The organism is Plantactinospora sp. GCM10030261 (assembly GCF_042666615.1).
GTDB lineage: Bacteria > Actinomycetota > Actinomycetes > Mycobacteriales > Micromonosporaceae > KBS50.
Genome location: NZ_JBHTDD010000011.1, coordinates 36705 through 57949 on the forward strand (window position 1 = coordinate 36705; position 21245 = coordinate 57949).

At 70.2% G+C, this 21245-nt stretch carries 22 protein-coding genes; 17 read left to right on the plus strand and 5 right to left on the minus strand.

Going from position 1 to position 21245, the window contains the following annotated elements; translation table 11 throughout:
* Positions 1 to 159 precede the first annotated feature (159 nt).
* The 6 genes from ACFQUZ_RS15175 to ACFQUZ_RS15200 all read left to right on the plus strand — a co-directional run bounded on the left by ACFQUZ_RS15175 (position 160) and on the right by ACFQUZ_RS15200 (position 6422).
* The gene (locus tag ACFQUZ_RS15175) at positions 160 to 1401 is read left to right on the plus strand and encodes an ABC transporter substrate-binding protein (RefSeq protein WP_377442497.1); all 1242 of its coding nucleotides are present in this window, start codon (positions 160 to 162) and stop codon (positions 1399 to 1401) included.
* A gap of 122 nt (positions 1402 to 1523) precedes the next feature.
* Positions 1524 to 2423 (plus strand): carbohydrate ABC transporter permease, encoded by a 900-nt coding sequence (locus ACFQUZ_RS15180; protein ID WP_377442499.1) that lies wholly within the window; start codon positions 1524 to 1526, stop codon positions 2421 to 2423.
* Positions 2420 to 3319, plus strand: coding sequence for a carbohydrate ABC transporter permease (locus tag ACFQUZ_RS15185; protein WP_377442501.1), 900 nt, complete (start codon positions 2420 to 2422; stop codon positions 3317 to 3319). The genes ACFQUZ_RS15180 and ACFQUZ_RS15185 overlap by 4 nt, the downstream gene beginning before the upstream one ends.
* A 15-nt stretch (positions 3320 to 3334) precedes the next feature.
* Positions 3335 to 4234 (plus strand): Gfo/Idh/MocA family protein, encoded by a 900-nt coding sequence (locus ACFQUZ_RS15190; protein WP_377442503.1) that lies wholly within the window; start codon positions 3335 to 3337, stop codon positions 4232 to 4234.
* A gap of 97 nt (positions 4235 to 4331) precedes the next feature.
* Positions 4332 to 5348, plus strand: a complete 1017-nt coding sequence (locus ACFQUZ_RS15195; RefSeq protein ID WP_377442504.1) for an NAD-dependent epimerase/dehydratase family protein — start codon at positions 4332 to 4334, stop codon at positions 5346 to 5348.
* Between the two features lie 12 nt (positions 5349 to 5360).
* A complete protein-coding gene (locus tag ACFQUZ_RS15200) occupies positions 5361 to 6422 on the plus strand; it encodes a dihydrodipicolinate synthase family protein (RefSeq protein WP_377442506.1) in 1062 nt (353 codons plus the stop codon).
* A 138-nt stretch (positions 6423 to 6560) separates the two neighbouring features.
* Here the strand turns inward: ACFQUZ_RS15200 and ACFQUZ_RS15205 are convergent, their stop codons facing one another.
* Positions 6561 to 7775, minus strand: coding sequence for a hypothetical protein (locus ACFQUZ_RS15205; protein ID WP_377442508.1), 1215 nt, complete (start codon positions 7773 to 7775; stop codon positions 6561 to 6563).
* Between the two features lie 81 nt (positions 7776 to 7856).
* Here ACFQUZ_RS15205 and ACFQUZ_RS15210 point away from each other — a divergent pair, with 81 nt between their 5' ends.
* The 4 genes from ACFQUZ_RS15210 to ACFQUZ_RS15225 are packed head-to-tail and all read left to right on the plus strand — an operon-like array spanning position 7857 to position 11443.
* Positions 7857 to 9029 carry a DegT/DnrJ/EryC1/StrS family aminotransferase gene (locus tag ACFQUZ_RS15210; protein ID WP_377442510.1) on the plus strand — a complete coding sequence of 391 codons (1173 nt, stop codon included), beginning with the start codon at positions 7857 to 7859 and terminating at the stop codon, positions 9027 to 9029.
* Positions 9026 to 9922, plus strand: a complete 897-nt coding sequence (locus ACFQUZ_RS15215; RefSeq protein ID WP_377442512.1) for a dihydrodipicolinate synthase family protein — start codon at positions 9026 to 9028, stop codon at positions 9920 to 9922. The genes ACFQUZ_RS15210 and ACFQUZ_RS15215 overlap by 4 nt, the downstream gene beginning before the upstream one ends.
* A complete protein-coding gene (locus ACFQUZ_RS15220; RefSeq protein ID WP_377442514.1) occupies positions 9919 to 10665 on the plus strand; it encodes an amidohydrolase family protein in 747 nt (248 codons plus the stop codon). The genes ACFQUZ_RS15215 and ACFQUZ_RS15220 overlap by 4 nt, the downstream gene beginning before the upstream one ends.
* The gene (locus tag ACFQUZ_RS15225; RefSeq protein WP_377442516.1) at positions 10655 to 11443 is read left to right on the plus strand and encodes an amidohydrolase family protein; all 789 of its coding nucleotides are present in this window, start codon (positions 10655 to 10657) and stop codon (positions 11441 to 11443) included. The genes ACFQUZ_RS15220 and ACFQUZ_RS15225 overlap by 11 nt, the downstream gene beginning before the upstream one ends.
* On the opposite strand, the gene ACFQUZ_RS15230 is transcribed toward ACFQUZ_RS15225, so the two are convergent.
* Complete coding sequence (locus ACFQUZ_RS15230) at positions 11436 to 12776, minus strand: serine hydrolase domain-containing protein (RefSeq protein ID WP_377442518.1); 1341 nt, start codon at positions 12774 to 12776, stop codon at positions 11436 to 11438. The two genes, ACFQUZ_RS15225 and ACFQUZ_RS15230, sit on opposite strands and share 8 nt — an antisense overlap.
* 147 nt (positions 12777 to 12923) lie before the next feature.
* Between ACFQUZ_RS15230 and ACFQUZ_RS15235 the strand changes: the two genes are divergently transcribed.
* Complete coding sequence (locus tag ACFQUZ_RS15235) at positions 12924 to 13082, plus strand: hypothetical protein (RefSeq protein ID WP_377442520.1); 159 nt, start codon at positions 12924 to 12926, stop codon at positions 13080 to 13082.
* 44 nt (positions 13083 to 13126) lie between these two features.
* On the opposite strand, the gene ACFQUZ_RS15240 is transcribed toward ACFQUZ_RS15235, so the two are convergent.
* Genes ACFQUZ_RS15240 through ACFQUZ_RS15250 form a run of 3 tightly spaced genes read right to left on the minus strand, consistent with a single transcriptional unit; the run spans position 13127 to position 15327 of the window.
* Positions 13127 to 13954 carry a DUF72 domain-containing protein gene (locus tag ACFQUZ_RS15240; RefSeq protein ID WP_377442767.1) on the minus strand — a complete coding sequence of 276 codons (828 nt, stop codon included), beginning with the start codon at positions 13952 to 13954 and terminating at the stop codon, positions 13127 to 13129.
* Positions 13955 to 14003: 49 nt separating this feature from the next.
* Positions 14004 to 14873 (minus strand): polyamine aminopropyltransferase, encoded by an 870-nt coding sequence (speE, locus tag ACFQUZ_RS15245; RefSeq protein ID WP_377442522.1) that lies wholly within the window; start codon positions 14871 to 14873, stop codon positions 14004 to 14006.
* A gap of 4 nt (positions 14874 to 14877) precedes the next feature.
* Positions 14878 to 15327, minus strand: a complete 450-nt coding sequence (locus ACFQUZ_RS15250; protein WP_377442524.1) for an S-adenosylmethionine decarboxylase family protein — start codon at positions 15325 to 15327, stop codon at positions 14878 to 14880.
* Between the two features lie 172 nt (positions 15328 to 15499).
* Between ACFQUZ_RS15250 and ACFQUZ_RS15255 the strand changes: the two genes are divergently transcribed.
* From ACFQUZ_RS15255 to ACFQUZ_RS15280, 6 genes are all read left to right on the plus strand, one after another.
* Positions 15500 to 15907, plus strand: a complete 408-nt coding sequence (locus ACFQUZ_RS15255; protein WP_377442525.1) for a hypothetical protein — start codon at positions 15500 to 15502, stop codon at positions 15905 to 15907.
* Positions 15907 to 17229 carry a glutathionylspermidine synthase family protein gene (locus ACFQUZ_RS15260; protein WP_377442527.1) on the plus strand — a complete coding sequence of 441 codons (1323 nt, stop codon included), beginning with the start codon at positions 15907 to 15909 and terminating at the stop codon, positions 17227 to 17229. The genes ACFQUZ_RS15255 and ACFQUZ_RS15260 overlap by 1 nt, the downstream gene beginning before the upstream one ends.
* 5 nt (positions 17230 to 17234) lie before the next feature.
* Positions 17235 to 18101: a hypothetical protein gene (locus tag ACFQUZ_RS15265; protein WP_377442528.1), complete on the plus strand. Its 867-nt coding sequence runs from the start codon at positions 17235 to 17237 to the stop codon at positions 18099 to 18101.
* 373 nt (positions 18102 to 18474) lie between these two features.
* Positions 18475 to 18849: an MmcQ/YjbR family DNA-binding protein gene (locus ACFQUZ_RS15270; RefSeq protein WP_377442530.1), complete on the plus strand. Its 375-nt coding sequence runs from the start codon at positions 18475 to 18477 to the stop codon at positions 18847 to 18849.
* Positions 18850 to 19164: 315 nt separating this feature from the next.
* Positions 19165 to 20346, plus strand: a complete 1182-nt coding sequence (locus ACFQUZ_RS15275) for a Cmx/CmrA family chloramphenicol efflux MFS transporter (protein ID WP_377442532.1) — start codon at positions 19165 to 19167, stop codon at positions 20344 to 20346.
* A 433-nt stretch (positions 20347 to 20779) separates the two neighbouring features.
* On the plus strand, positions 20780 to 21241 hold the full coding sequence (locus ACFQUZ_RS15280; RefSeq protein WP_377442534.1) for a hypothetical protein: 462 nt from the start codon (positions 20780 to 20782) through the stop codon (positions 21239 to 21241).
* Positions 21242 to 21245 lie beyond the last annotated feature (4 nt).

The window sequence follows — 21245 nt, forward strand, 5'->3', positions numbered from 1 at the left end:
AACCCCTCTGGTCGTTTGTCGCGTTCGATATTACGGCCCGGACCCATATGGTCCGGGTGACTGACTAGGTGTTCGATATCAGGTCGGTATCCCGAGAACCTGGTATCGGCCCAGACCGTAAGCTAGATTACGGCGAACTCTTCCCGGGAAGGATGCCAAATGCGTGTGCGAAAGGGCTTGGCCGCCATGGCGGGACTGCTGGCGAGCGCGCTGGCCGTCACCGGCTGTGGCGGATCCGGCGGCTCCGATGGCGCCACCACATCAGTGAGCATGTGGGTATATCCGGTGATCTCCGACGAAGCGCAGCACCGGGCGTTCTGGGACGACAAGGTGGCGGCCTTCAAGGCCGAGAACTCCGGGATCGATGTCAAGGTGGAGATCTTCCCGTGGGCCAACCGGGACCAGTCGCTGTCCACCGCGCTGGCCGGCAACAAGGGCCCGGATGTTGTCTACCTCATCCCCGACCAGCTTCCCAAGTACGCCCGCAACATCGAGCCTGTCGACACGTACCTCGACGCCGCAGCCAAGGACGACTACCTGGACAACGTCAAGGAGTCGGTCACCATCGACGGCAAGATGATGGGTGCCCCGATCCTCACCAGCGCCCAGGGGCTGCTGTGCAACAAGAAGGTCTTCGCGGCGGTCGGTCAGACCACGTACCCGAAGACCTGGGACGAGCTGCTCGCCATGGCACCCGCTTTCAAGGCCAAGGGCTTCGACATGACCGCCTATCCGGGCGACCCCAAGCAGACCCTCAACCTGACGTTCTATCCGCTGCTCTGGCAGGCCGGTGGCGACGTGTTCGGATCGGACGGCACCTCGGCCGCGTTCAACAGCGACGCTGGGCGGAAGGCATTGACCTTCCTCAAGCAACTGGTAGACGGCGGATATGTCGACAAGAGCCTGATCACCGCGCTGCCGCCGATCGAGCAGACCCGCATCGGGCAGGGCAAGGTGGGCTGCGTGTGGCACCTGGAGCCGGCCGCCGTGGAACCCGTCTGGGGCAAGGACAACATCCAGGCGCTCGCCCCGTTGACCGGGACGAAGCAGGCCCAGTACGGCACCGTCGGATCCCTGGTCATGCTCAGAGGCGCCGAGGACAAGGCGGCGGCCGGCAAGTGGATCTCCTTCGCCACGGCCCCCGAGAACGCCAAGGAGTACGACCTGGCCGCCCGTTTCTTCTCGCCGAAGAAGTCAGTGGGCACGCTGTATCCGGCCGACCCGGTGCTCGGTGAGCTGGAGAAGAACGTCGGCCTTACCACCGTCGGACCGTTGAACGAGAAGTCCCGGGACATCATGGGCGCCCTGGCGCCGGAGATCCAGGCGGCCCTGCTCGGCCGGAAGCCGGTCGATCGGGCCCTCGGGGACGCGGAGAAGGCGGCGAACGCCCTGCTCGGCTAGGGGTCGTCCGGCGAAGCTACAGGCGAGTTGCGGGGCAGGATACCGACCCCTACCAGAATCGGTTCGGCAAACCGGTTCGTGGCGGTGCAGCGGCCCGCCACGAACCGGAAGGAGGTTGTCAGATGGTTGCGACGCCAGCGCGGGCGCCGCGCCGCCCGCGGGCTCCGTCCCGCCGGGAGGCCGGCATGGCGCTGCTCTTCATCCTGCCCTGCCTGCTGCTGTTCGTGGCGTTCCGGTTCGGACCGGCGATCGCCGGCGTGTTGCTTGGCTTCACGGACTACACCATCGGTGGGGACACCAGCTGGACCGGGTTGACGAATTTCCGGCGGCTGGTCGAGGACCCCACGTTCTGGTCCGCGCTGCGGGTGACCGTGCTCTTCACCCTCCTGGCCGTACCGCTGTCCATGCTCGCCTCGTTGGGCATGGCCCTGCTGACCCGGCGCGCGTTCCGAGGTAGCCGGGTCTTCCGGTCCATCTTCTTCCTGCCGGTGGTCACCAGTCTGGTGCTCGCCGGGGTCATCTTCACCTGGATCTTCGCCGACGGCGGCCCCTGGTCCCGGGCCATGAACGCCCTCGGTCTGCCGGCGCAGTCCTGGCTCGCCGACGAGGTCCTGGTGATCCCCGCACTGGTGCTTGTCTCTGTCTGGGCCCGCTTCGGGTACGGCATGTTGATCCTGCTCGCCCGGTTGCACGAGATTCCCGCCGAGCTGGAGGAGGCTGCGATGACCGATGGGGCCTCCACCTGCCAGCGCTTCCGGCACATCGTGCTGCCGCAGCTGCGACCCGCCCTGTTCTTTCTCGCGGTCATCGAGACGACGGTCTCGTTCCAGGTTTTCGACACCATCTTCGTGATGACCGGCGGCGGACCGGTGCGCGCCAGTTACAACCTCATCTACCTGCTCTACGACCAGGGATTCCGCTACTTCGACCTGGGCTACGCCAGCGCCATCGGGGTCGTGTTGTTCGTGATGACCGTCGTCGTGGCACTGATCCAGCGACTGACCCTGGGGAGGGAGAGATGACCGACACGATGACCGAGCCGGCCACCACGGCGGCGCCACCGTCGCGGAGGGCGGGACGGCGGCGACCGTACCGGCCCGGTCGCGGCACGCCGGCGGGCCGGCTCGTCCGCGCGGTGCTGTTGCTGGCCGGGGCCGCCGTCACCCTGTTCCCGTTCTACGCGATGGTTGTCCTGTCGTTCAAGCCAACCGGACCGCTGGTCTTTCCCGAGGCGCTGCTGCCCTCGCCGGTGTCCGGCGAGGCGTACGGGTCGGTGTTCGGCGCCAAGAGCATCCTGCGATGGACTTTCAACACGCTGGTCTACTCAGTCGTTTCGGTGGTCGGCGTGCTGCTGCTGTCGTCCCTGGCCGGCTACGCCTTCGCCAAGAAACGCTTTCCGGGCAAGGAACCGCTGTTCTGGTCGTTTCTCGCGATGCTCATGGTGCCGTACCACGTCACGATGATCCCGACCTTCATCCTCGTGGCGGAACTCAACGGTGTCGACACCTACTGGGGCATGATCGTGCCTACCTTGGCCAACGCGCAGGCGGTGTTCCTGATGCGGCAGTTCATCGCGGCCCTGCCCGACTCGCTGTTCGAGGCGGCCCAGATCGACGGCTGCTCAGAGTGGCGCGTGTACGTCTCGATCGTGCTGCCCCTGATCAAACCGATCCTGGCCACCCTCGGCGTTTTCGTGTTCCTCTGGCACTGGAACGACTTCCTCTGGCCGCTCATCGTGGGCCAGAGCGTCGACATGCGTACCTTGACCACCGGCATCGCGTCGTTGCAACAGGAGAACGTCGCCCTCAACATGCTGCTGGCGGGCTCCGTCGTGGCGTTTGTCCCGATCTTCATGGCCTATCTGATCGGCCAGCGTTACTTCACGGAGGGGATCGCCACCTCCGGCATCAAGGGATGAGTAGCCTGCTGGTTCATGCGCATCGCCCTGGCCGGACTGGCCACCAGCCATCCCTACACCGACGCTCGGACGCTGCGTGAGCACGCCGAACTGGTGGTCTGGGAGCAGGACTCGGATCGGCTAGCCCGGTTCCGTGCCGAGCACCCCGACGCCGCGATGGCGTCGGACCTCGCCGCGTTGCTGGCCACCCGACCGGACGGGGTGGTGCTCACCGTGCCCACCCCCGACGTTCCAGACGCCCTGGCTCGGGTGCTCGACCAGGGCCTGCCCTGCTTCGTCAACAAGCCGGCCGCGGCCACCGCCGGCCAGCTGGCCCGGCTCGACCGGGTGGTGAGCCGCGCGCCGGACCTGGTGTTCACCTCGTCGGTGCTCCGGTTCGCACCGGCCTTCACGACGTTCACCGTGTCCAGCGAGGACGTCTTGGCGGTTCGCGCCACGGTGCGGCACGACGTGGGCCTGTGGGCCAGCGGATACAACCCGTGGCAGGACGACCCGGCGATCGGCGGCGGCATCATGGTGATGATGGGCCTGCACGGCGTGGAACTGCTCGTGGCGCTCCTTGGTCCGGCCGTGCGGTTGGTGGGGGCTGCCCGGGCCACCCGGATCCACCACCAACTACGGTCCGAGGACACGAGCCTGTTGACCCTGCAGTGGGACAGCGGCGTGCCTGGCTCGGTCGAGGTGCTCGGTGTGAGCGACGGCGAATCATACGAGGTGACCGTGCAGACCCCGGCCGGCGAGCGGCGGGTCGCGTTGACCGGTGGGGCGGACGAACTCGGTTACCGCGCGACGATCGAGGCGTTTATCGGCATGGTGCGGCACGGAACCAGCCCCGTGCCGTGGCCGGAGACCCGGGCGGTGCTGGGCGTGTTGTCGGCCGCCCGTGCCCAGGTCGGCGCCACCTCGGTGCGCTGACGATCCATTCCGGACGGCGGCTGGTCCGTTGGACGTCTTGACGGCCCTCTCGTCGGGCGGTTACGGTCATGGCCGTTACCTCGGGAGGGTGGGAAGCATGCGGTCGGTGGAGGATCTGGAGGACCGACTGTCGGCCCCCCGGGATGCCCTTGTTGACGATCTCCGCGAGCTCGGCGGCGACATCCTGGTCCTCGGCGCCGGCGGCAAGCTGGGGCCGAGCCTGATTCGGCAGGCGCTGCGGGGAGTGGCCGCGGCCGGCACCGGCGGCCGGGTCATAGCGGTGTCCAGGTTCTCCGAACCGGGGCTGGCCGGATCGTTGCGCGCCGCGGGCGCCGAGGTGGTCGAGGCCGACATCGCCGACGACGCCGAGCTGGCCGCCCTGCCGGACGCCGCCAACGTCGTGTTCCTCGTCGGCTCGAAGTTTGGCACCTCCGGCCGGGAGCACGCGACCTGGGCCACGAACACCTACCTTCCGGGCCGGGTGGCGCAGCGGTTCGCCGGCTCGCGGATGGTGGCCCTGTCCACCGGCAACGTCTACCCGCTGGTGCCGGTCGTCAGCGGCGGTTGCGTGGAGCGCACACCCGTGGGTCCGGTCGGCGAGTACGCCATGTCCTGCCTCGGGCGCGAGCGGATCCTCACCCACTTCACCCAGCGCGACGGCACCCCCACCGCGCTCATCCGGCTCAACTACGCCGTCGAGATGCGCTACGGCGTCCTGGTCGATCTCGCCCGCGCGGTGCTGGCGGGGGATCCCATCGACGTCACCATGGGGCACGCCAACGTCGTCTGGCAGGGATACGCCAACGAGGTCACTCTGCGCGCCCTGCGGCACGCGGCGAACCCACCCTTCGTGCTCAACCTGACCGGGCCCGAACTGGTCTCGATCCGCCAGGTCGCGACCGCGCTCGGGGACCGGCTGGGTCGTGACCCGATCCTCACCGGCACCGAGGCGCCCACCGCGCTGCTGTCCAACGCCCAGCTCTGTCACGGCCTGTTCGGCTACCCAGACGTGCCCTTGGCCGAACTGGTCGCGCTGACCGCGGACTGGGTCGCCGCCGGACTGCCCACCCACGGCAAGCCCACCAGCTTCCAGCGCCGCGACGGCAACTTCTAGGGAGACGACGCGTTGACTGCTTCAGTGACCGGTGCCACGGACCATGCCTCGGCGTTGGAACGGTTCCGGCGCGGATGCGTGATCCCGGCGCACCCGCTCGCCCTCGACGCGCGGCGGCGCCTCGACGAACGGCGGCAACGAGCGCTGACCCGCTACTACCTGGCCGCCGGTGCGGGTGGGATCGCGGTTGGCGTACACACCACGCAGTTCGCCATCCACGACCCGGCGGTCGGCCTGCTGGGGCCGGTGCTCGAACTGGCCGCCGAGACCGCGGCCGGAGCGGATCCGGTGCTGGTGGCCGGCGCCTGCGGCCCGACCAACCAGGCGGTGGCCGAGGCCGAATTGGCCGCCGCGCTCGGCTACCACCTCGTGTTGCTGTCGCCGGCGCCGGATCTGGACGAGGACCAGTTGATCGACCGGGTCCGGGCGGTCGGTCAGGTGCTTCCGGTGATTGGTTTCTACCTCCAGCCGGCCGTCGGCGGACGTCACCTGTCCCGCGAGTTCTGGGCTCGGCTCGCCAGCGTCGAGACGGTGGTGGGCATCAAGGTGGCGCCGTTCGACCGATACCGGACCCTGGACGTGCTGCACGGTGTGTGCGCCGCGGGTCGGGTTGGCGACCTGGCGCTCTACACCGGCAACGACGACCACATCCTGGCCGACCTGGTGGCGCCGCACCGGGTCGTGGTCGACGGGTCATCGGTCGAGGTGGAGTTCGTCGGAGGGCTGCTCGGCCAATGGGCGGTGTGGGTGCGTACCGCGGTGTCGTTGCTCGCCGAGGCCAGGCTGGCCCGCGATGGCGACGATGCCGCTCTGCGCCGGCTGCTGACTCTCGACGGTCACCTCACCGACGCGAACGCCGCCATCTTCGATGCCGCCAACGGTTATCACGGCTGCATCCCCGGCATCCACGAGGTGCTGCGCCGGCAGGGGCTGCTGGCCGGCCGCTGGTGCCTGGATCCCGCCGAGGAGCTGTCCTCGGGGCAACTGGCGGAGCTGGACCGGATCCACCGGGCCTACCCCCACCTGCGGGACGACGATTTCGTGGCCGGCCATCTCGACGACTGGCTGCGCTGACGGGTCACGGTCACCCGGGTCGTTGACTGGGTCGCGGTCACCCGAGGCCCTGACTGGGCCGTCGCGGTCACCCGAGGTCCTGACTGGGCCGCGGTCGCGGTCACCCGGGGCCGCTGACGGGATCGCGGCCAGCCGAGGTCACAGGGTCAGCCGGTAGAGGGTCAACGGGCGTCCGCTGCCGCCCGAGGCGAGGTTGCCGGTGCGCTCGGCGAGACCGGCCAGTTCCAGCCGGTGCAGCATCCGGCGGGCCGTGCGTTGGGCGATGGTGAGATGTCGGGCCACGTCGCGGCTGGTCAGCGGCTCGACTCCGGTGGCGTCGCGGACCTGACGCAGCCGCAGCAGCGTGGGCACGGACAACCCGACGCGTTGGGCGATGACGGCGAGATTCTGCTCCCGCGCCGGCGGCATCGGCACCGTGGCGTCCAACACGATGTCCGTGTCCCCGCGGAGCGCGAGCACGGCCGCCGTCGGGCCGATCCGCCGGGCCCGGCTCAGCGCCCGACGGGCGAGGTTCTCCGCCTCGGCCGCGCTGTTGCCGAGCCCGAAGCCGATCCGCACGGTGTCGTACCGGTCGACGAGGCGTCGCAGCATCGGCAGGGTGGTGAAGCCGGCAGTGGCCTCGTGCAACGGCCCTCGGGTGGTGACGATCAGGTGCGTGCCGTGGGCGAACCCCGCGAGCGTGCCGCCGAGGGCGGCCACCTCCCGCAGCAACCCGTCGGCATCGGGCAGCTCGACGAGACCGAGCGCGATCTGCGCGTCCTCCTGTGCCTGGCTGCTGGCCTGCAGCATGAGCTGACGCAGTGCTGTGCGCACCGCGTGGCTCGACGGCGCGAGCCGGAAGGCCGGCATCTCCTGCCTCAGGGCCTCGTGCACCGAACTCAAGCAGGTCACGGCGGTGGTGCCGGACCGTCGGTGGCGGCGGTGGAAGGCGATCAGGTCATCCGAACCGAGCCCGCTGCGGTATGGCAGGACGCGAACCCGGTCGACCGGCAACCCCGCATCCGCGAAGGTCGTCGTGACGTCGCCGACGGCTACCGTGTCGATCGAGATCCGGGTCACGTCGTGGCCCTCGTGCAGCAGCCGTACGGCGGCCTGGAGCAGGGTCGCCCCGGTGTAGTCCACGAACACCGCCGGTCGGCTCAGCACATCGGCCTCCCGGGCCAGCGTGTACGGCACCACACCAGTGAACAGCCAGGCCACGAGTTGGCCCGCGTGCGCCTCGACGATCGCGGGCGCCTGCGTCTCATGGTCGTAGTCCAGCCGTCGCGCGATGATCCCCGGCTGTTCCTCGCAGGTGTCCGCGACCTCGTCGACCAGGTCATGCGGACCGACGATCCCGATCTCGATGGACACCGAAGCCTCCTGTGGGGTTGCGTGACCGACAGCCTACTATTACGGTCAGGGCCGGTATTCGCAATCGCTGGGGAGGGGTGCGTGTCGTATCCCAGCATGGCCGATTCCACCGGCCGGACACTTGGCCCGGAAGAGATCGCGGCGGTCACCCGGGTCCTCCAGTCGGGCATGCTCAGCTCCGTCTGGGGCACCGAGGTCCGGGCGCTGGAACGGGAGATGGCCGAGTGCTTCGGGGTGTCCCACGCGGTCGCGTGCAGTTCCGGCACCGCGGCCCTCCACCTGGCGGTCGCGGCCGTCGCCCCCGAGCCCGGTGACGAGATCATCACCTCACCGATCAGCGACTTCGGGACGGTCGCCCCGATCCTCGCACAGAACGCCGTCCCGGTCTTCGCCGACGTGGATCCGACCACCGGAAACCTCGACCCCGCCGCGGTGGCCGCGGCGATCGGCCCGCGGACCCGCGCGATCCTGGCCGTCCACCTGTTCGGCGCCGCCGCCGACCTGCGTGCCGTCGCGCACTCGGCGGGCATCCCGCTCATCGAGGACTGCGCCCAGGCCTGGCTCACCCGTTATCCAGACGGCCAACTCGTCGGCACCGCAGGCGCCGTGGGCTGCTTCAGCCTCCAACAGTGGAAGCACATCACCTGCGGGGACGGTGGACTGGTCATCACCGCGGACGGGACCCTTGCCCGCCGGATGCGGCTGTTCGCCGACAAGGGCTGGCCGCGTGACGGTGCCCGCCGGCACGAAGCCCTCGGGCTCAACTACCGGATGACCGAACTCGCCGGCGCCGTCGCCCGAGCGCAACTGGCCAAACTGCCGGACGTGCTGGCGGCGCGGCGCCGGACCGCTGGCCGGCTCGTCGCCGCCCTGGAAGATCTTCCCGGCGTGCGACTGCCGGTCGACATCCCGAGCCACGCCTGGTGGCTGTTCCCGATCGTCCTCGATCCGCCACTGTCCAACCAGGATGTCGCCGGGAAGCTCGCGGCCGCCGGGGTGCCGGCCCGCGCCGGCTATCTCGACGAGCCGTTGCACTGCGCGCCCGCGCTGACCGACACGCCGGTGTACGGCACCTCGCGGTATCCACTGACGGTGCCGCCCGCCGATCGCCTCCCGACCTACGGCTGGGGGACGTTACCGAGGGCGGAACGGTTGCTGCGCCAGACGCTGGTGGTCATCGACTGGAACGAGCGGTACACCGACGCGCACGTCGACGAGATAGCCCGGGCCGTACGGGCCGCGGTGGCGTCGTGATCGACGCCCGCGCGGTGGCGTTGCGTGACCGGCTCCGCTGGCGGCTCGTCGCGGCGGCGGCCACACCGAGCACGGCGACCGGAACCGTCGTCCCGACGGTCGTCGGAGCGTACCTGCGCCGGCTGGTCGCCGACGGGGCGGACGCGCTCGCGGTGCTCGCCCACACCGGACGCGGTCCGTTCCTCGCCGAGCCGTTGCGCGCCGACATCATCCGGCAGGCGGTCCGCACCGGGGTCCCGGTCGTCGTCGGGGTGGGCGGCCGAGCAGGGGAGCGGACCGAGGAGGTGGCCGGGCAGGCCGTCCAGGCAGCCGAGCTCGGTGCCGCGGGTGTGCTGGTGTTCCCCGAGACCGATGATCCGATCCGCCATCACGAGGCGGTGTGGCGAGCCGCCGGCCTCCCGATGCTGGCCTTCGACCTCTACCTACGTCCGTATCCGGCCGACGTGGTCACCCGTCTGCTGGACCACCCGGGAGTGGCCGGGGTGAAGGTTGCCCGGCTGCACGATGCGGTGGCCTGCCAGCGCGTCCTGTCCGCCGCGAACCGGGCCGGCCGGCTGGCGGTCACCGGCGAGGACCGCATGTTCGGGCCGTCCCTGATGTGGGGGGCGCAGGCGGCCCTCGTCGGCCTCGCCGCCGCCGCCGTGCCCGTCACGGCCGCGGTGCTGCGGGCGTTCGCGGACAAGGAGTACGCGGAGTTCGTGACCGCCTCGGAACGGCTGGACCGGCTCGCTGGAGTGACGTTCACGGATCCGATGGACGGCTATGTGCAGCGGATGCTCTGGATCGCGGCCGCGGAGCAGCGCATCCCGGACCGGTACGCGGTGGATCCCTTCGGTCCGACGCTGCCCGCCGACGATCGCGAGCGGGTGTTGCGCGTGTTGGCGGCACTGTGAGCGGCAACCCGTTCAGCGCAGCCAGCCTGCCGGCGATCACCCTGGACGTCGATGTCCTCATCGGCCGATACCCGGATCGACCGGGACCGACCGGCACACCCGGCCAGGTGGCGGAGGTGTTGCGGACGAACGGCATCGGCGGGGCGGCGGTCGCCAGCCTGCGGGCGGCCCTGTTCGACGTGGTCACCGGCAACGACGAGGTGACCGGACTCGACAGCCCGGCGGTGCTGCCGGTCGGCGTGGTGGATCTACGCGATCCACTGGGTGCCGAGCGTGAGATCGTCCGGCTCACCGACCGCGGTGTCCGGGCCGTTCGCCTGTTTCCGGACGAACAGGGAGTGGCGGCCGACTATCCGGCCGTGCGGCATGTCGCCCGGCGAGCGACCGAAGCCGGCCTCGTGTTGCTCGCCGGTGGGGACGTACGCCAGTTCTGGCGCCCGTTGGCCGGCGCCACGGTTGTCTTCCTCGACACGCACTTCTACCACCTGGGGGACTTTGTCGTGGCGGCCCGCGACGAGCCTGGCTTCCATACCTCGACGCGTCTGCTCAACTCGCCCGACGCGATCGAGCTCGTCGCCGCCGAACTTGGCGTCAACCGGATGCTCTACGGCTCCCGTACGCCCTTCTACGAAGCCGCGGTGCCACGGCTGCGGCTGGCCCGTTCGGGGCTCGATCCGGCGGGGGTGACCGCCGTGGCGGGTGGCAACGCGCGCCGCATCCTGGGTGATCCGCGTGATCATTGACGTCCACGCGCACTGGGGTCCGTGGTTCTTCACGATGGACGTGGGCGCGGCCGCCACCAACCTCGCCGTCATGGACCGGTACGGCATCGACCTCGCGATCGTCTCGGCGACCGAAGCGATCGTCTACGACCCGGAGCGCGGGAACCGGGCGATGGCGGACGTGCTCGGGCGCACCGACCGGATGCTCGGCTACCTGGCGATCAACCCGCGTCGACTCGCACAGGCCGAACGGGATCTCGCGGAGCTGCTACCCACCGGACGGTTCGTTGGCGTCAAGATCCATACCGAGTACACAGGATCACCGATCGCATCGCCGCAGACCCGGGAGGCACTGGCTCTCGCCGCCGAACACAACCTGCCGGCACTCGTGCATACCTGGGGAGCGACGCCGTTGGACCTGGCGCAGGCGTGTTCCGACCTGCCCCGGTTGCGAGCCATTGCGGGGCACATGGGCGCGGACGGCTGGCGACACGCGGTCGACGCGGCCAACTCGGTCGACCGGCTATGGCTCGAGCCGTGTTTCTCCCACACCGAGGCCGGCCGGTTCGCCGCCGTGGCCGCCTCGGTGGACACCCGACGCCTGCTGTTCGGGACCGACGCGACGTTGATCGATCCCGCGGCGGCGTATGGCGCGGTCCTGGCCGCCGATCTCAGCGACGAGGTGGCCGAACGGGTGGCCTGGCGCAACGCCGCCGATCTGTTCGGCCTCCGGGTGCGCCCGGCGGGGCCTGCCCAGGCTGGCCGGGCGGCGGCCGGGTCAAGCGGGTCGGTCAGGTGACGGCGCGAGCCAGGAGGTCGCCGACGGCGGCCCGGACCGGGTCGGGATCCGACCAGCTCCAGTTGGGATGGGCCCGGTTGGTGAGCAGGGCGAGGACAAGTTTCCGGTCGGGGTCGACAAGCAGGGAGGGGCCGGCGAAACCGGTGTGCCCGAAGGCGCGGGGAGACGCGAGTCCACCCATGAACCAGCGTTGGTCGAGCACGACGCCGAGACCGTGGGCGGCGGTGCGATTGGGGCGTTCGGGGTCGACGGCGCGCTTTCCGGCGTTGTGGTCGGTCAGCATCCGGCGCACGGTGCCGGCGGCGAGGACGCGCGTGCCCCGGTAGGTGCCGCCGCCGAGCAGGAGTTGGCCGATGACGGCGAGGTCGGCCGCGGAGGCGAAGATGCCGGCATGGCCGGCGACGCCGCCGAGCCGGTTCGCCACGTCGTCGTGGACGGTGCCGCGGAGCAGGCCGCGGGACGAGCGGGCGTCGGTGGCCACGAGCCGACTGACCCTGCCGTCGCCGGACAGCCACGAGGTGGGCTTGAAGCCGGTGTCCCGCAGGCCGAGTGGCCCGGTGAGGTTGGCCTTGAGGGCCTCGTCGAGACGCTGTCCGGTGACCTTTTCGACGATCCTGCCGGCAGCCATCAGACCGACGCTGGAGTAGCGGAAGGTGTCGCCGGGCACGGCTCCGGCGATCAGCGGGGTGGTGAGCACCGCCCGCCATCGGGACGCGCTGTCCGGCAGGCCGGTGACGGCAGCGCCGACCGGTAGGCCGCTGGTGTGGGTGAGCAGCATCTCGACCGTGACCCGGTCCTTGCCGATGCCGGTGAAGTCCGGCAGGTAGTCGCGGACCGGGGCGGCGAGGTCGACGCGACCCTTGTCGACCTGCTGGAGAAGCAGGATGGCGGTGTAGACCTTGGTGACCGAGGCCAGGTCGAAGATCGAATCGGGGCGCATCGGGACCCGCCGGGTCGCCGGCAGGAGCTTCGGCCCGGCCGCGTACCGCAGCGCCTCTCCGACGGCGGTGTGCGCGGTCGTGGCCCCGTCGACCAGAACCAGCGCGACGGCGCCGGGGAAGCCGCGGTGCCGGACGGTCTGCGGCGCGTCCGGCAGGTGACGCCGCAGCAGCGCTGTCAACTCCGGGGCGTAGCGGGCCTGGCCGGCGCTGCCAACGCCCGCACTCGCCGCCGGCCCCGCTGGGCCGAGCCCGGCGCTGCTCCCAGGGGCGGCGTCGGTCGCGCCGCCGCCGGGCGCGGGCGCGTCGGCACCGTCACGCTGGCCGCAACCGGTGAGGGCGGCGGTCGCGGCGGACAGACCGGCGCCGAGCAGCGTACGGCGGGCGAGTGGCATGCCGGTGATGATGGCAGCACACCCACACCGGCGCCACCGTGCGGCCGTCCCCGCGCCCGGGCTGCGCAGCCGGTGCCGGCCGACCTGTCGGCCGCCCAGCCAGGCCCTGCCGGTCAGGGAGGGTTTGTGGAGACAAGGGACGGGAACATGGCGCGAATGATCGCACTGATCGTCGCCCTGTTGCTGGTGTGGCTGGCTCTGGTGGTCGTGGGACTCGTGGTGGAGGGCCTGTTCTGGCTCTTCGTCATCGGAGTGGTGCTGTTCGCGGTGACGGCCCTCGTCGGCTGGCTTCGCAGACGAGTGTGACCCCGCTTCCGGCTCGGACTGCGGGGCCCGGCGTCAGCCGGGCCTCAGAACAGGGTCGCCGGGCCGACCGGTGCCGGCTCGGGCAGCGGCGCCACCCCGGGTAGGCGGGCGCGGACCTCGTCGTGGAACCGGCGGGCGAGGGCGGGGGCATCCGCGTTGTCGGGGGTGTGCACGAACACGGTGGGCGAACGGCCCTCGCGCAGCCAGCCGCTCACCACGTCGAGCAACGGCCGCCAGCCCTCGACGGTCCGGGTGGGGTCGTCCCGGCCAAGGTAACGGACGATCGGGCGGTCGGTCAGCGCCCGCGTCCGCAGTGGCGTACGCGGCTTGCGGCTCCACGCCTCCCGCTCGGCGTCGCTGGCCGGCTGGGTGCGGAAGAAGGCGGTGGTGTCGAAGGAGACCCATTCCGCGTCGAACCGGGTGAGCGTCCTTTCCAGCATCCCCACCGCCCCCGGATCGTCGAAGAACGCGGGGTGGCGGACCTCGACGGCGTACCGGTGGCTGGTGGGCAGGCCGCCCAGGAAACGGGCGAGCGCGGGTACGTCGGTGGGCCCGAAGGTGGCCGGAAGCTGGATCCACAGGGCGTGGGCCCGGGGGCCGAGCGGTTCGATCGCGTCCAGGAACGCGTGCAGGTCCGTGTCGCCACCGGCGAGCCGGTGGTCGTGCGTGACGGCCCTCGGCAGCTTGAGCACGAACCGGAACCCGGGCTCGGTCTGCCGCGCCCAGGACGCCACCGTCTCCCGGGCCGGCGTGGCATAGAAGGTGGTGTTGCCCTCGACGGCGGTGCACCAGCCGGCGTAGGCGCGCAGCCGCTCCTGGGCCGCCAGCGGGTGCGCCAGGAACCGGCCCTGCCAGGACTTGTGCGTCCACATCGCGCAGCCCACGTGCAACCGCATCCGACTCCCTGCCACGGGAGGCGAGTCAACCATCGGTGAGGTGCCGCAGGTACGGCGGGAGGACCCGGGAACTGTGGTAGGTCTCCGGTGACAGGTAGCCGGAGGTGCCGGCGATCCGGTCGAAGGCCGCGGCCAGGGCCGCGTCGCCGGGCTGCGCCCGGTCCGCCGCCAGCAGGAACCCGAAGCTGGTGAGCTGGTAGCCGGGCACCACCGCGTGGTGCAGCGCGACGTGGTCGAACAGGCCGGCGACCCGCCGGTACATCGTCGCCACCTCGTCCGGTTGGAACGTCAGGGAGCCGCACTGCAGGCTCAGCACGCCGCCCGGCGTCAGGACGTCGCGGCACCGGGCGAGGAAGTCCGTCTCGAACAACCGTTCCGCCGGGCTGTCCGGAAGTGGGTCGGTCAGGTCCAGCACCACCAGGTCGTACCGGTCCCGGGTGCGGGCCACGAACTCCGCCCCGTCCCCGAGCACCAGGCTGGTTCGCGGGTCGTCGTAGCCGCCGCCGGAGACCTCCGGCAGGTACGTCCGGCTCACCTCGACGACGACCGGGTCGATCTCCACCTGCACGACGGATTCCACCGTGGACATGCGCAGGACCTGTCGCAGCGCGCCGCCGTCACCCCCGCCGACGATGAGCGCGGTGCGCGGTGCACCGTGCCGGACCGCCGCGGCGAGCGCGAGCATCTCGTGGTAGACGAACTCGTCGGACACCGTGGTCTGTAGGATGCCGTCGATCACCAGGATCCGGCCGAAGAACTCGGTGTCGAGCACCAGGATGTGTCCGTACCGGCTGTGTTTGTCGTACACCGTCGCGGTGACCGCGATGGCGATCTCCACCCCCTGACGGCCGTACGGGAGGGCGCGCTCGATGAAGACCTCGGGTCGGGCGTCCACGCCGTCACCGCCTGGTCAGCACGTGTCGTTCGACCGAGGTGGCGCCGAAGAACCCGGCCGTGAAAGCCGTCGCGGCGTCGATGTCGAACTCCTTGCAGGAGAAGATGTTGAGATAGGCGGCGTTTCGCGCCTCGCTGAAGTGGCCGGTGATCGAGCTGGTCTCGATGAGCTGGACGATCGAGTACCCGGTCGTCTTCGTCTCGTTGAGCCCGAACCGCTCGGCGAACAGGTCGCCGTACCGGCGCATGCCGATCAGCTCGCAGAGGTCCCGCACGTAGGCGGCGAGCCGGTCGGGGGAGCGGACGGTGTCCGGGGCGCAGCCGTGGAGGTTGAGCACCAGTTCCACGCCGAACGCCGAGGCGTCGTCGGGGTCCGCGGCCTCCGTCACGGTGACCCACCCCGCGTCGCGTGCGACCCCGCCCGCTGCCACCGGCGTCACGCTGTCGGCTCCCATCGGCCACCACGCTCCTCTCGCCTGCCGCTCGCACCGGGATCAACCTACCCATCCGGATCCAGCGCCCCGACGCGAGTGGTCGCCGACGTGCCGGTCGGGGCGATTCCGTGGGTGGATGGGCTGTGGTACCAAGAGGCCCTGCAACACGGTTGTCACATTCATGGGGGAAGCGATGTCACCGCCGTACCGTTCGAAGCAGCCGCCGGCCTTCCTCGCGGCGACGGTTTCGGCCTTCCTGGCCACCGGGCTCGCCGGCTGCGGGAATGACGACGACGACAGTTCCCGCGGGTCGCAGCGGTACGTCCACTGCATCGACGACAATGGTCGGGTGGTGGACCCGGACCGGTGCGACGACACCCGGGTCGGCGCGTCGCCGTTCTGGTACTACCTGGCCGCGCGACGCTACACCACGGGGGCGGCCGTGCCGGGCGACCACAAGACCTCCCGGATCGATCCGTCCAACCAGTCGGCGCGGGCCGCGGCCGGCCTGCCGCGGACCGGCCAGGTCGGCGGCAGCACGGTCAGCAGCGGTGGCTTCGGCAGCGGTGGCACCAGCGGCACCAAGAGCGGCGGCAGCTGATGCTGCAGCGGCACCCCTGCGTGGGGCGGACCGGCTGGGAAGCGATCATCAAGCAGGACGGGGTCGTCTACTCCGACACCAGCGTTCCGGGTGGCGGCACGATGTCGTATTGGGTGGAGCACGCCTACTACCAGGTCAGCGAGCGGGACACCGACGACCTGGCGGCGGCGTGCAACGAGCTGACCACGATGCTGGTCGAGGCCGGGGACCGGGTGATCGCGGAGCGCCTCTTCGGCAAGCTGGGAATCCCGCCGTTCGCGGTGCCGGCCATCGTGCAGAGCTGGGAGGACGACGACCCGGTCTTCTACCACCCCAGCGTGTACGGCCGGATGGACCTGCGGTGGGGCAACGATCCGGCCCTGGTGGCCAGGGATCCCCGCCTCGCCCATCCGAAGCTGCTCGAATACAACGCCGACACCCCGACCTGCTTCCCGGAGTCGACCGGCGCCCAGTGGAACTGGCTGATGCTCCACCCGACCGTGCGCGGCGACCAGTGGAACAACGCGTTCGAGGCGCTGGTGTCCGCCTGGAAACGTAACCTCGAACTGTTCCAGCGGGGGCGCGGGCAGCGGGTCGACCTCGTCCACTTCGTCCACACGGCCGCCGAGTCGTCCGGCGAGGACCGGATGAACACCGCCCTGGTCGCCGCCGCTGCCGAGCAGGCCGGTTACCGGGTGAAGATGCAGTACATCGAGGACGTCAGGCTGGAGACCCTCGACGAGTCGTACGCGACGCTCGACGAGACCACACTCGCGCCGATGGGCCACTTCCTCGACGAGGACGGCGAGCCGATGCGGGTGGTCTTCAAGCTCTACCCGTGGGAGTGGATGCTGCACGAGCGGTTCGGTCGGACGGCCCTGTGGAGCATGCGGCAGCTCACCGGCACGACGTGGGTGGAGCCGCCGTACAAACTGCTGTGGAGCAACAAGGGCATCCTGCCGGTGCTGTGGGAGATGTTCCGCGACGACCCGGTGCGTAGCCGGTACCTGCTGCCGGCCTACTTCGAGGGAGAGGAGCCACCGGGATTCCGCGACAACTGCGTGCGCAAGCCGTTGTTCGGCCGCGAGGGGGCTAACGTGACGGTGATCCGGGGCGGCGAGGTGGTCGCCGCCAACGGCGGCGAGTACGGCGCCGAGGGCCACGTGTTGCAGGAGTTCGCCGAACTCCCGGTCTTCGACGGCGTCGGCGGTCCCTTCCACGCCCTCACCGGAGTGTGGATGATCGACAACGAGGCCGCCGGGCTCTGCTTCCGGGAGAGCCGGGGGCCGATCACCGACAACGTGAGCTTCTTCGTCCCACACGTCATCACGGCCCAGGGATAGGACCCATGGTCAGCGACTACTTCTCCACGGCGGCGTGGACCGACTACGGCCTCGCCGCCGGCAAGATCGTCATCTTCGGCGTCCTGGTGGCGTCACTGTGGTCGGTGGTGAACGTGCTGACCCACTTCGACGATCACGAGCAACTGTTCGTCCGCCACAACCGCTCGTACCTGGTCCAGCGCTGCGGCCTGCTGATCGGCCAGGGCGTCGCGATGTGGCCGCTGCTGGGATCGACCGGCCGGCCCTGGTTCGACCTGGCCTGGCTCCTGGGGGGCGGGCTCTGGGCGGCGCTGCTGCTCGGCGCGCTGTGGCCGGTGCTCAACCGGGTGATCGGCCACGGCGACATGACGGATCCGCAGGACCGCGCGGAGCAGGCGTTCAGCCTGGTACGCGCCGGGTTCTTCGTCGCCAGCGGCGCGGTGATCGCGGCGGCGCTGTCCGGCGACGCGCCGACGCTGGGGCAGGGCGTCGTGTCCACCGTCGTTTTCACGGCGCTGGGGTTGCTGACGCTGTACGCGGCGTATCGGGTCAACGGCATGGTGCCGCAGTTCGATCGGCTTACCCGGCACCTGGCGCACGGCAACCTCGCCGCGGCGACCATCGCGGCGGGCTTCACGGTGGCGCTCGGCCTCGTGCTGCACACGGCGATCGCCGGTGACTTCGCGGGATGGGCGAGCAGCCTCGTCGGCTTCGCGGTCACCGCGGTGCTGGCGATGATCGGCTTCTACCTGGTGAGTTGGCTGATGGACCGGTTCATCATCACCAGCGCCACACTCGCCGAGGTGGTGCGGGAGGACCAGCGGCTCGCGGCGACGGCGACCGCCACGCTGCTGGTGACCGTCGCCGCCGCCGTCGCGGCACTGCCCGTCTGAACCCACCCGCCGAACGGTGTCCATGGACGTTTGCGGGTTCCGGTGTGTACCGGACCTGGCGGACGGAGACACCCACAGTCACCGAGAACAGGTTCGTGAGGCGACCCGACTGCGGCCTTTGCGCTGCTGTAGCCCACGCAACAGCAACCCACGGTAACCACGCCGGCCAGCCACCATACATCGATTGTTAGGTATCTTACCAGGTGGTCTCCGGTGTTGCGTGGGCTACAGCAGCGCAAAGGACACCGAGACCACCACCGTCACCCCACGAGACATCACACACGGTATACAACAGGAGGCCACCAACCGTTATCACGTTCCGCATTTACTGGACACCGCACTAACCTGTACGGCATGCAGGACCCGGTGCCCAATGGCTGACGCCGAGGACGTCCGCCGGCTGGCGACGGCGCTGCCACACGTGGTGGAGATCGACAGCGACGGCTTCGACTTCCGGGTCGCCGGCAAGGGATTCGTCTGGTCCTATCCGGAGCGGAGACCCGGCAGGCCGCGGGTCATCCGGACCGACATCGCGGTGTTGTACGTCGGCGACGAGGCCGAGAAGCAGGCGCTGCTCCTCGGCGAGCCCCGGCTGTTCTTCACCACATCCGCGTACGACGGGGCGCCCCTGGTCATGGTGCGGCTGGCGGAGGTGGACGGTGACCGCCTGCGCGAACTGGTCACCGACGCGTGGCGGATGCGGGCCCCGGCGGAACTCGCCGGTGACCTCGACGACCCGGCGCGGTAGGCGGCGTCTCGAAGTCGGTCGCGGGAGGTGTGGTGAGTGACGGCTCCTGGCACGCGATTGACGCGTCGCTCGACGACGCCCACCCCGGAAACCGGTTGCGGGGTAGCCGGCGGGTGTGAGTATCGTTCGGGCCATGTCGAGCCCTGAGGCATCCACGGTGGGGGCTTTCGGTCACGCCGTCAGCCCCCTGAACCGCTGAGTTCTCCGCCCACCTCCCGGCAGTCTCCGCTGCATGGGTGATGCGCGCACGCCTTGAGTGGCTGGCCGCGGTGACGAGACGTCTCCTTCTCGTTCGTCCTCACCTCGGAGCTCGTGATGCCTCTGCCGCTCTATCTGCTTGCCCTGGCGGTCTTCGCCATGGGCACCTCGGAGTTCATGCTCGCCGGCCTGGTGCCGGACATCGCCGCAAGCCTCGATGTGTCGGTCGCGGCCGCCGGGCTGCTGACTTCGGCGTTCGCTGTCGGAATGCTTGTCGGCGCGCCGCTGATGGCGGCACTCGCGCGCCAGTGGCCTGCCCGCGCCAGCCTGCTGAGCTTCGTGCTGGTCTTCGCCGTGGCCCATGTCGTGGGTGCCGTTACGACGAGTTTCACGGTTCTGCTTGTCACCCGGGTCATCGCTGCCCTGGCCAACGCGGGCTTCCTGGCCGTGGCACTGAGCACGACGACCACCCTCGTCCCACCCAATCAGAAAGGGCGTGCGCTGGCGGTGCTGCTCTCGGGAACGACGGTTGCCACCATCGCTGGGGTTCCCGGCGGAGCGGTACTCGGCTCGCTGTTCACCTGGCGAGCAACCTTCTGGGCGATCGCACTGCTCTGCCTTCCGGCTGCCGTCGGCATCGTCAAGGGCATCGCGGCACCACCCGGAAGGACCGATCAGGGCACTCCGGCAGGGTCCTCCCTGCGGGCCGAGATCGCCCAGCTCGCGAGGCCGAGGCTGGTCCTTGTCATGCTGCTCGGTGCCCTTGTCAACGCTGCCACCTTCGCCACGTTCACATTCCTGGCACCGATCGTGACTGACACCGCCGGCCTGGGTGAACTGTGGGTCTCGGTCGTGCTGGTGCTCTTCGGCGTGGGGTCCTTCGTCGGCGTCATCCTCGCGGGACGGCTCTCCGATCATCATCCCGGCATCGTGATCGCGGTCGGTGGCCCGTCGCTGTTGCTCGGCTGGATCGCTTTGGCGACCCTGGCTTCCCAACCGGTGGCGCTTCTGCTCCTCGTATTCGTCCAGGGCACACTGGCCTTCGCGGTGGGCAGCACCCTGATCTCCCGGGTGCTCTATGAGGCGGCGGACGCCCGCACCATGGGAGGGTCGTATGCGACCGCGGCGCTCAACATCGGTGCTGCTGGCGGCCCTGCCGTGGCGGCTACGACGCTCGGCGCCGATGCTGGCGCCGTCGGGCCGGTGTGGGTCAGCGGACTCCTGGTGGCGGTCGCACTGATCATCGCACTGCCGCTTCGGCGATACATCACACCCCGCATCGGTGCGGCGATCCGATGACCCTCGGGTGTGACCGGCGCCGTTGCCGGCGGGCCGAGACCCTAACGGCTTACTCTCTCCGAGCCCGCGGGCGACCGATAATGGCCGCATGAGGACCCGACGTCCGGCTACCCGGACTGCGTGGATGGCCGGCTCAGTCACAGTTCTGTTGGTGCTCGTCGCGGTCCTCCTCCGAGAGGACCTGCTCCCCTCGTGGACCCGCCTGGACGCCTGGGGTGGTTGGCGATGGGTCGAGCGGGTGAGCTGGATGGCGGCCATGCTCTCCATTCCGATATCGCTCGTTGTCGCGTCGAGAGGCCAGCGGGCGGAACGTGGGATGACCGCCCCACCCGCGAACAGCCAACCGCGGACGCCGTCAGCCTCCGGTTCACGGCCACCTCCGGCACCGTCCGCACCACCCACTGATCAACGGATCCGGACGGTGGTACGCCGGATGGCCCCGAACCTTGGACTGCGACTGGTCGAGGATCTCCGGAGTTGGGAACTGGCCACCATCAAGGAGCGAATTCCGCTGCAACGTGGCGAGGAGATTCTCGCTGTCGCTTCGGAGATCCCTCCCCGGACGTACGCCAAGGCGGCGTGGGACCTGGTGACGAACCCACGCCCCGCTGCGGACGTGGTGGTGCTGACCACGCGGGGCCTGCGGACGGCGCCTGCCCGAACCGGCAAGGACAGCCAGCCGGCCTGGGTGCCCTACCCGGAGCTTCCGGCGACGGAGTTCGACGTCGTGCCCCGTCACCAACGCAGCCACACCCCGGTCGGGGTGGGTGGGATCACCAGCACCCGGGAAATCCACCTCGTCTACCTGGTAGGAGACGGAGTACGGTCCTATCTGCCGGTCGCCCGGAGCCGGTTGGACAACTGGCGTGCGTTCATCCGGGAGGTGGCGAGCTGAGCCA

Coding starts and splice junctions, on each gene's coding strand:
- ACFQUZ_RS15175 (WP_377442497.1), top strand. CDS start 160: ATGCGTGTGCGAAAGGGCTTGGCCGCCATGGCGGGACTGCTGGCGAGC.
- ACFQUZ_RS15180 (WP_377442499.1), top strand. CDS start 1,524: ATGGTTGCGACGCCAGCGCGGGCGCCGCGCCGCCCGCGGGCTCCGTCC.
- ACFQUZ_RS15185 (WP_377442501.1), top strand. CDS start 2,420: ATGACCGACACGATGACCGAGCCGGCCACCACGGCGGCGCCACCGTCG.
- ACFQUZ_RS15190 (WP_377442503.1), top strand. CDS start 3,335: ATGCGCATCGCCCTGGCCGGACTGGCCACCAGCCATCCCTACACCGAC.
- ACFQUZ_RS15195 (WP_377442504.1), top strand. CDS start 4,332: ATGCGGTCGGTGGAGGATCTGGAGGACCGACTGTCGGCCCCCCGGGAT.
- ACFQUZ_RS15230 (WP_377442518.1), bottom strand. CDS start 12,776: ATGCCACTCGCCCGCCGTACGCTGCTCGGCGCCGGTCTGTCCGCCGCG.
- ACFQUZ_RS15235 (WP_377442520.1), top strand. CDS start 12,924: ATGGCGCGAATGATCGCACTGATCGTCGCCCTGTTGCTGGTGTGGCTG.
- ACFQUZ_RS15240 (WP_377442767.1), bottom strand. CDS start 13,954: ATGTGGACGCACAAGTCCTGGCAGGGCCGGTTCCTGGCGCACCCGCTG.
- ACFQUZ_RS15250 (WP_377442524.1), bottom strand. CDS start 15,327: ATGGGAGCCGACAGCGTGACGCCGGTGGCAGCGGGCGGGGTCGCACGC.
- ACFQUZ_RS15255 (WP_377442525.1), top strand. CDS start 15,500: ATGTCACCGCCGTACCGTTCGAAGCAGCCGCCGGCCTTCCTCGCGGCG.
- ACFQUZ_RS15260 (WP_377442527.1), top strand. CDS start 15,907: ATGCTGCAGCGGCACCCCTGCGTGGGGCGGACCGGCTGGGAAGCGATC.
- ACFQUZ_RS15265 (WP_377442528.1), top strand. CDS start 17,235: ATGGTCAGCGACTACTTCTCCACGGCGGCGTGGACCGACTACGGCCTC.
- ACFQUZ_RS15270 (WP_377442530.1), top strand. CDS start 18,475: ATGGCTGACGCCGAGGACGTCCGCCGGCTGGCGACGGCGCTGCCACAC.
- ACFQUZ_RS15275 (WP_377442532.1), top strand. CDS start 19,165: ATGCCTCTGCCGCTCTATCTGCTTGCCCTGGCGGTCTTCGCCATGGGC.
- ACFQUZ_RS15280 (WP_377442534.1), top strand. CDS start 20,780: ATGGCCCCGAACCTTGGACTGCGACTGGTCGAGGATCTCCGGAGTTGG.